Below are 8650 nucleotides of genomic sequence, written 5' to 3'. Positions count from 1 at the left end.
TCACCCCTCTCATCACTTCCGGGACGGTCAGTTCACTTCCGGAACGGTCAGTCCTCTCCGTCGACCCGCCCGATCGCGCCGCCGGCGCCACTGGCCACGCCGGCCGCCATGTCCGGCTGCACGTGGATGACGCCGTAGTGGTAGCCGTGTCGGCGGTAGACCACGCTCGGCAGGCCGCTGTCCTTCTCCACGAACAGGTAGAAGTCGTGGCCGACCAGCTCCATCTCGTAGAGCGCCTGGTCCAGCGCCATGGGGGCGGCCGAGTGGGTCTTCTCGCGGACCACCAGCGGGCCTTCGCCCTCCACTTCCAGGGATCCCATCATGGTCTTGCGGACGGCCCCGCCGGCCTCGCCCTCCATCGCGGCCGTCTCCGGCAGCGCGGCCAGGGCCGCGGTCGCCTCGGCGACGCTCATGGGGGTGCGGCCGTTGGCGCCGCCCTTGTGCACTCGACGCCGGTCCGCGGACTTGCGCAGCTGCGCGTCGAGCTTCGCCGAGGCCAGGTCGAGCGCCGCGTACGGGTCGCCGGCGGCGGCTTCGGCCCGGATCACCGGGCCTCGGGTACGGAGAGTGATCTCCACGCGGTCGGACCGGCCGGCCTGCCGCGGGTTGTGCTCCTTGGACACCTCGACGTCGAGGCTGATCACCTTGCCGTCGAACTTCTGGACCTTCTCCAGCTTCTCGGCCACGTGCTCGCGGAACCTCTTGGGCACCTCGGTCTTGCGGCCCTTGACGACGATGTCCACGCAGAACTCCGATCCCTCGTGCTGACGCCGATCCGGGTGCTACCGGACCGGACTGAGATCCAGCTGGACCAGCCCATCCACTGCCGGCCCCCCGCCCCCGCCGCCAGCGGCGGAAACGACTGGCCTCTCACCTCACTTCCTCCCCACCAGGGACTCTTGAAACCCCCTGGAGCCTTATCGAACACCTCACACGGGGTTTTCGCCTCCCCGGGCGAGAAGGTGGGTATGACCCGATACTGCGGTCGGGCGGTCAAGCTGGTGCACCCTGTCTACCCTCTCGCGGGTGAAGTATGGGTAAATACCTAGACAACGCCCCCCATACGGCGCATCCTTTGCTGACTCTCCGTGCCTGCCGCCGCCAGGAGCAGCCGTGCCACCGTCCTCCTCCACCACCCGTCCGCCGTCCCCCCGGGGATCGTTCGGCCACGCACTGGCCGGCTTGCTGGACGTCCTGCTCCCCTCGGACTGCGTGGGCTGCGGCGCCGAGCGCACCCAGCTCTGCCCGGCCTGCCGGCGCGTCCTGACCGCCTCCCGGCCCGGCCCCACCGCGCTGCCCTGGGCGCACGCCGCCGCCCCGTACGCGGGCCCGGTCCGGCAGCTGCTGCTCGCGCACAAGGAGCGCGGCGCGCTGCGGCTGGCCGGCCCGCTCGGCGAAGCGCTCGGACGAGCGGTGTGCTCCGCGCTGGGCACCCGGGCCGGGGCCGCGCCGCTGCTGCTGGTCCCGATGCCCTCGGCCCGCGCGGCGGTCCGCGCCCGCGGCCAGGACCCGACGCTGCGGCTGGCCGGGGCCGCCGCCCGCTCGCTGCGCCGGGCCGGTCTGGACGCCCGGGCCACGCAGCTGCTGCGGCACGCCCGTCCGGTCGCCGACCAGAGCGGACTGAACGCGGCCGAGCGGCGGCGCAACCTGCACGGCGCGCTGACCGTCCTGCCGCGCGTCCGGCGCGGCCTGGCCGGCCGTCAGCCGGTGCTGGTGGACGACCTGGTGACCACCGGGGCGAGCCTGGCCGAGGCCGCCCGGGCGCTGGCCGCCGCCGGGCTGCCCGCCCGGGCCGCCGCCACCGTCGCGGCCACCGGGGTGCGCCCTGAGGGCTGAACGGCCCGCGGAGCAGCCGGACGAGGCGTCAGCCCGTCGGCGGGCGCGTCAGCCCACGTAGAAGAAGGACCGGACCTTGTCGACGAACTGGGCTTCCCGCCACTGGTTGTTGACCAGCCGGTAGACCCGGCCGTCGGTCATCATCGCGAGCACCGGCGGCGCCGGGGCCAGGGTGTCCCCCCGGGACTCCGAGGCCGAGATGCTCCCGATGCTGTCGCCGCCCTGCAACTGACTGTCCGTGCTCTGCGAACCGTCGGTGCTGATGTAGTACAGCTGCGGGGTCCGGTCGGCCTCCTTGCCGAGCACCAGCAGCTGGTCGGCCTCCGCCCAGGTCACCGAGGTGACCTCGGTGAGCGAGGGGGCCGCCCGGCGCAGCGAGGTGATCTTCGCGGTCGGCGCCTCCGGGGTGCCGCCGTGCACCACCAGTCCGAACATCAGCGAGGTGGTACCCAGGCCCGGGGTCTTGACCACCAGGGCGGCCCGGAGGCCGTCCGAGGAGATCTTCAGCCCCTGCACGGTCTGCCCGGTCAGCCCCTCGACCGGCACGGTGTACGCCTTGTTGCCGCGCACCGTGACCACCCGCTGGGCCTGCGGGTTGCGGTCCACCACCCAGAGGTCGCCGCGGCCGTCCCAGCTGGGCGAGGCGAGGCCGTTGTCCTTGTCGGCGGTCTTCCCCGGGGAGCTGAGCACCGGCTCGGGCATCGTCACCGTGCTGTCCAGCAGCGCCACCGTGTAGAGCTGGTGGGCGTCCCCGCTGATCACGGCGGCCCGGGAGCCGTCCCGGCTGACCGCGATGACGCCCTGCTGGGCCCCGCCGCCCGGCTGCGGCTTGCCGAGCACGCCGTGCACCGGGTCGCCGGTACGGGCGTCGCCGGTCACCATCAGGGCGCCGTTGTCGGCCCGCTGGTAGTACAGCTGCACCGGCATCGGCCCGGACAGCGCGCCCGGCCCGGTGGCCGGGACGTCGGTGCGGCTGGCCGTGCAGGAGCCGCGCGGGCCCTTCAGCTCCAGCCGCTCGACCTGCCCCTTGCCCTGGTCGGCGAGGGTGTAGAAGAGCTGGGCCGCCATCCGGCGGCAGGCCATCGGCTCGCCGAGGTCCGTCCCGCCGAGCTGCACGTGGGCGACCCGGCTGTCGTCGATGCCGACCTTGTCGACCGTGGTGCCGGCCGGGAACGCCGTCCGGACCACCGGCGAGAGCCAGGTCGAGGGCCCGGTGACGAGCGCCCTGACCGCCGAGGTCAGCGGGTCTATCCGGCGCCGCAGGTAGATCGGGTCGGCGATCAGCACCTCCTGGCCGGTGTTCCCGGTCGGGGCGGCGGACGGGTCCGGGGCGGTGTAGAAGAACCGCTCGGCCTGCCGGAAGCTGTTCCGGAAGTTGGTCTGGTTCATGATCACGCCGGGCGGCAGCCGGTCGATCCGCCACTCGCCGTCCTTCTCCCGGACGAGGGTGAAGTCGGACGTGTTGTTGTTGTTCGCCCCGGCGACCGGCAGGTACGAGTGCTTCTCGTCGACCGTGGCGACCATCTGCCCGCTCACCGTCGCGGAGGCCGTGGTCGCTGCGTCGGAGACGTCCTGGGTGAGCACCTTGACGGACGTGGCGGCGAGCACCTGGATGCCGGCGTCCGGGTTCCAGGTCGCCGCGGCGCTCTCGGTGAGGTACTTGCGCGCGGTCTCGTAGCCCTCGTCGGCCGTCACCGCGTCCAGGAACCCGGTCAGCAGCTCGCTCGGCTTGGCGCCCTTGCCGGGCGCCACCGGGTAGACCCTGGCCTGAAGGTTCTTGTCGGCCGGCCCCTGGGACAGCTCCACCTTGGTGATGCCGCCGGAGTCCGGCATGGCCGCACAGCCGCTCGCCACCAGGGCGCCGAGCACCGTGCCGGCCACCGCGACCAGCCGCGGCTCAGTCCTGCTGCTCGTCCTTCGCACGCTGCGACCCCTCCAGGTCCGTCCCACCCGTCGCGTACGGCTCCGCCGTCCGCTGTGCCACCGACGGCCGTCCGGGCGTCGGGTCCACCATGACCTGGGCGCCGGTGGCGCCGTATCCGGCCCCCGCCGTCCGCACGTCCGAGGGGTCCGAGCGCGGCCCCTCGGGCAGTCGGCTCCGGCCCAGCCCGGGGCCGATGTTCAGCACCCCGCCGAGCCCGCTGCCCAGTCCGTTGCCGGATCCCTCGGGCGCCTCGGTCTGTTCCTCGGCGGCGGTCAGCGCCGTGGAGCCGGCCGGGGCGATCGCCCGCCGGTACGGCGCGCCGTAGGTGCCCAGGCCCCGGTTGTTGCGGGAGTCCTCCGGCTCCAGCCGGAACGGCGCCCGGCTGATCTCCCCGCCGCGGGTGCGCGGCAGGGTGAGCCGGAAGTGCGAGCCGCCACCGGGCTCGCCCCAGGCCTGGAGCCAGCCGCCGTGCAGGTGGGCGTCCTCGACCGCGATGGACAGGCCGAGGCCGGTGCCGCCGGTGGTGCGCACCCGGGACGGGTCGGCCCGCCAGAAGCGGTGGAACACCCGGGACGCCTCGCCCGGTTTGAGGCCGATGCCGTAGTCGCGCACGCCGACCGCGACCGCGCCGTCGGCCGAGCCCAGCCGGACCACCACGTCACGGCCCTCGCCGTGCTCCAACGCGTTGACCACCAGGTTGCGCAGGATGCGCTCGATCCGGCGGGAGTCCACCTCGGCCAGCACCGGCTCGCCGTCGCCGCGGATCACGATCGCACTGCCCTTGGCCTCGGCCAGCGGCTCGGCGGCCTCCACCACCCGGGCGACGATCTCGCGCAGGTCGACCGGCTCGGCGTCCAGGATCGCGGCGCCGGCGTCGAAGCGGCTGATCTCCAGCAGGTCGGCCAGCAGCGACTCGAAGCGGTCCAGCTGGCCCTGCAGCAGCTCGGCCGAGCGGGCCGCCATCGGGTCCAGGTCCTCGCGGCTGTCGTAGATCAGGTCGGCGGCCATCCGGACCGTGGTCAGCGGGGTGCGCAGCTCGTGCGAGACGTCCGAGACGAACCGCCGCTGCACCCGGGACAGCTCCTCCAGCTGCCGGATCTGCGCCTGGAGGGCGTTGGCCATCCGGTTGAACGACTCCCCGAGGCGGGCGATGTCGTCCGTCCCGGTCACCTTCATCCGCTCTTCCAGGTGCCCGTCGGCGAGCCGCTCCGAGATGCCCGCGGCCATCCGCACCGGGGTGACCACCTGGCGCACCACGACCCAGGCGATGACGCCCATCAGGATCACCACGAACACGCCGGCGGTGGCCAGCGTCCCGGTGATCAGGTTGAGGGTGTCGGTCTCCTGGCCGAAGGAGAACACGTAGAACAGCTGGTAGCTGGTGTCGGCCGGGCCGATGAACTGCATGCCGAGGGCCAGGCCGGGTTCGCTCGTACCGCCGCTCTCCGGGGAGCGGTGGATCCTGGTCGGCTGGTCGAACATCTGGCCGGGCTCTTCGTAGAGCTTGGCCCGCAGGCTGTCCGGGACGCTGCTGGGCTGGATGTCGCCCGAGTAGCGCGGCGCGAAGCCGGCCGTGTCCGGGACGACCGCGCCGTTGCCGGGGGCCATCGCGATCACCGAGTAGACCGTCTGCCCGCTCGCGGCCAGGTCGTTGACCTGCCGCAGCAGCCAGGTGCCGGTCTCGGCGGTGGTCGGGTCCGCGGTGACCCGCAGGTTCTGGTCCCGGGCCTCGTCGATCTTCTTCTGCTCGACCTGGAAGCCGATCCGGGCCTGTGCGCGGGCGGCGTCCAGCTTGGTCTGGAGCAGGCCGGTGCGCACCTGCGCCATCACGACCACGCCCAGCACCAGGACCACCGCGATGGACAGCAGCAGGGACACCGCGACCACGCGGACCTGGATCGACCGGCGGTACAGCGCGGCCACCCGGTGCGTGGGACGACGGAACTGACGCTTCAGCAGGGCGATCACTCCGGACAGGCCTCGTCGGCGGCGGGTGGTCGAACTCAACACGTCCCCGCGCACGGCCTCCGCCCCGCCGGTCGCGGAACCCGACGGGGTGTCCTCAGCCCGCTCGGTCACGTCAGCTGGGTCCGGCCTTGTAGCCGACGCCACGGACGGTCACCACGATCTCGGGGCGCTCCGGGTCCTTCTCGATCTTCGAACGCAGCCGCTGCACATGGACGTTGACCAGGCGGGTGTCCGCCGCGTGGCGGTAGCCCCAGACCTGCTCCAGCAGCACCTCGCGGGTGAACACCTGCCAGGGCTTGCGGGCCAGCGCGACCAGCAGGTCGAACTCCAGCGGGGTCAGCGGGATGCTGCGGCCGTCCCGCTTCACCGAGTGGCCGGCCACGTCGATCACCAGGTCACCGATGGTCAGCTGCTCGGGCGTCGGCTCCTCGGCGCGGCGCAGCCGGGCGCGCACCCGGGCCACCAGCTCCTTGGGCTTGAACGGCTTGGTGACGTAGTCGTCGGCGCCGGACTCCAGGCCCACCACCACGTCGACCGTGTCGGTCTTCGCGGTCAGCATGACGATCGGGACGCCGGACTCCGCCCGGATCTGGCGGCAGACGTCGATGCCGTCCCGGCCGGGCAGCATCAGGTCGAGCAGGACCAGGTCGGGCTTGGACTCCCGGAACGCGGCTAGCGCCCTGTCCCCATCCGCGACGAAAAACGGCTCAAAACCCTCACCACGCAGCACGATGCCGAGCATCTCGGCCAGTGCGGAGTCGTCATCAACGACGAGGACGCGTCCCTTCATGGGTCCATCTTCTCATTACCGGATTGTGACCTGCCGCACAGCAGTGCCAATACTCCACAACGGCCAACTCCCCCACCGGCGAATTCAGGCCATACCGGGCGAATAGTCCCCGTCAGAGCGTCTCCGAACGGTCCGGAAACCGCCGTCCGACCCCCTGGGCGGTCCCGTTGCCGATCAGCAACCGGATACCCCTGGGGCCTCTCCGGGCCCCATGGCACGATGGGCGCTGCGCGCGGGCGAAAGATCCGCCCGGAACCGCGCCCGTGACGCCCCTCCGAGGAGCAGTGATGACCGACACTCCGGGCTGGGCCTCGCCCGGCTCGTCCGAGCCACCCCGCGACGACGCCCGGCCCCCGGCCGACGCGCCCGCCGCCGCGCCCGGGCCGTCGGCACCTCCGCAGGCCACCCCCGGCTGGGGCACCCAGTACGGGCGGCCGAACCAGGGCGGCCCGACCCCCGGCGGCCACGACCCGTACGGCTGGGGCACCCGGCGCAGCCCCCGTCCCGGCGTCATCCCGCTGCGCCCGCTCGGCGTCGGCGAACTGCTCGACGGGGCCGTCACCACCGTCCGCCGGCACTGGCGCACCGCGCTCACCCTCTCGCTCGGCATCGCCGTGATCGACCAGGCCGGCGCGCTCGCCGCCGAGCTGCTGGTCAACGGCCGGACCGGCCCCACCACCGAGCTCCTCACCATGCTCGCCCAGACCCCGCTGACGATGCTGCTCGACGCACTCGCCGTCGCACTGCTCACCGTGGTGGTCAGCCGCGCCGTCCTCGGCCGGCCGGTGACCGCCGGGGAGGCCTGGCGCGACGCCCGCCCGCGGCTGCTCCAGCTGCTCGGGCTCACCATCCTCACCACCCTGATGTCCGCGGGCGTGGTGCTGCTCGGTTTCACCCCGCTGCTCGGCTACAGCGCCGGCGGCGCCGCTTCGCCCGGGATCACCGCCCTGCTCGCGCTCGTCGGCCTGCTGGCCGCCCCGGTCGCCGCCTGGCTGCTGATCCGCTACAGCCTGGCCGCCCCCGCGCTGATGCTGGAGAAGCAGGGCGTGGTGACGGCGCTGTCGCGCTCGCGGCGGCTGGTGCGCGGCTCCTGGTGGCGGGTGTTCGGCATCTTCCTGGTGAGCCGGGTGCTGTCGGGGATCCTCGCCATGGTGCTGCTCATCCCGTTCCGGTTCCTCGGCCTGGTGCTCGGCTTCGGCAGCGTCAACAGCCTCGACGACGGCCACCAGTCCGTCGGCATGCTGGTCCTGACCGCGATCGCCGGGATCCTCGCCTCCGCGATCGTCACCCCGTTCCTGGCCGCGGTCGGCGTGCTGGTCTACATCGACCAGCGGATCCGCCGCGAGGCCCTGGACATCGAGCTCGCCCGTGCCGCCGGCCTGTCCGAGCAGGACGGCACCGGCTGGAACGGCCAGGCCGACCAGACCCCCGCGAGGCGCTGAGCCGGATGCCTATCTGGGGGGACAGGCTCCTCGCCGCGGGCGGCGCCCCGGTCACCGTCCCGCGCGATCCCGCGCGCGACGCCGCCCGCGACGAGCTGCTCAAGGCCGACTACCACAAGAACGACCCGTCCGTCCTGGAGCGGGCCATGAACTGGATCTGGGACCACCTCGACCGAGCGCTCGGCAGCATCTCCGGCGACGGCACCGACGGCACCACCGGACTGGTCCTCTTCCTGGTCGTCGCCCTGCTGATCGGCGTCGCGGTCTGGTGGCGCCTCGGCGCGCCCAAGCGCGCCGCCCGTACCGTCCTGGACGTCTACGGCGCCGAGGGCCCGCGCAGCGCCGCGCGGTACCGGGAGGACGCCGCCGGGCACGCCGCCGCCGGGCGCTGGGCCGAGGCCGTCCGCGAGCAGATGCGCGCACTGGTCCGGGCCCTGGAGGAGCGCACCCTGCTCGACGCCCGCCCCGGCCGCACCGCCGACGAGGCCGCCGCCGAGGCCGGCCGGGCCCTGCCCGAGCACGCCGCCGCACTGGCCGGGGCCGCCCGCACCTTCGACGACATCGCCTACGGCGAGCGCACCGCCGACCAGGCCGCCTACCGGCTGCTGCTGGACCTCGACCGGACCCTGGAGCGCGCCCGCCCGGTCCTCACCCCGGCCGCGGCACCCGCTCCGGCCCCGGCTTCGGGAG

Annotated in this window: 7 protein-coding genes; 3 read left to right on the top strand and 4 right to left on the bottom strand. The window is 73.6% G+C overall.

What is annotated here, in order from left to right:
- Nucleotides 1-47: 47 nt before the first annotated feature.
- A complete protein-coding gene (gene hpf, locus J0670_RS21855) occupies nt 48-743 on the bottom strand; it encodes a ribosome hibernation-promoting factor, HPF/YfiA family (protein WP_207813335.1) in 696 nt (231 codons plus the stop codon).
- 370 nt (nt 744-1113) lie between these two features.
- Here hpf and J0670_RS21850 point away from each other — a divergent pair, with 370 nt between their 5' ends.
- On the top strand, nt 1114-1836 hold the full coding sequence (locus J0670_RS21850) for a ComF family protein (RefSeq protein WP_207813334.1): 723 nt from the start codon (nt 1114-1116) through the stop codon (nt 1834-1836).
- Between the two features lie 48 nt (nt 1837-1884).
- On the opposite strand, the gene J0670_RS21845 is transcribed toward J0670_RS21850, so the two are convergent.
- The 3 genes from J0670_RS21845 to mtrA are packed head-to-tail and all read right to left on the bottom strand — an operon-like array spanning nt 1885 to nt 6518.
- The gene (locus J0670_RS21845; protein ID WP_207813333.1) at nt 1885-3759 is read right to left on the bottom strand and encodes an LpqB family beta-propeller domain-containing protein; all 1875 of its coding nucleotides are present in this window, start codon (nt 3757-3759) and stop codon (nt 1885-1887) included.
- The gene (gene mtrB / locus J0670_RS21840) at nt 3734-5839 is read right to left on the bottom strand and encodes an MtrAB system histidine kinase MtrB (protein ID WP_374223142.1); all 2106 of its coding nucleotides are present in this window, start codon (nt 5837-5839) and stop codon (nt 3734-3736) included. The genes J0670_RS21845 and mtrB overlap by 26 nt, the downstream gene beginning before the upstream one ends.
- Nucleotide 5840: 1 nt before the next feature.
- Nucleotides 5841-6518 (bottom strand): MtrAB system response regulator MtrA, encoded by a 678-nt coding sequence (mtrA, locus tag J0670_RS21835; RefSeq protein WP_207813332.1) that lies wholly within the window; start codon nt 6516-6518, stop codon nt 5841-5843.
- A gap of 287 nt (nt 6519-6805) precedes the next feature.
- Between mtrA and J0670_RS21830 the strand changes: the two genes are divergently transcribed.
- A complete protein-coding gene (locus J0670_RS21830; RefSeq protein ID WP_207813331.1) occupies nt 6806-7960 on the top strand; it encodes a hypothetical protein in 1155 nt (384 codons plus the stop codon).
- A 5-nt stretch (nt 7961-7965) separates the two neighbouring features.
- A partial coding sequence (locus J0670_RS21825) for a DUF4129 domain-containing protein (protein WP_207813330.1) occupies nt 7966-8650 on the top strand: 685 nt, incomplete at its 3' end.

It is taken from the genome of Streptomyces sp. FH025 (genome assembly GCF_017427025.1).
GTDB lineage: Bacteria > Actinomycetota > Actinomycetes > Streptomycetales > Streptomycetaceae > Kitasatospora.
The sequence above is the reverse complement of the archived record's forward strand: the minus strand, read 5'-3'. Positions and strand labels throughout refer to the sequence as shown.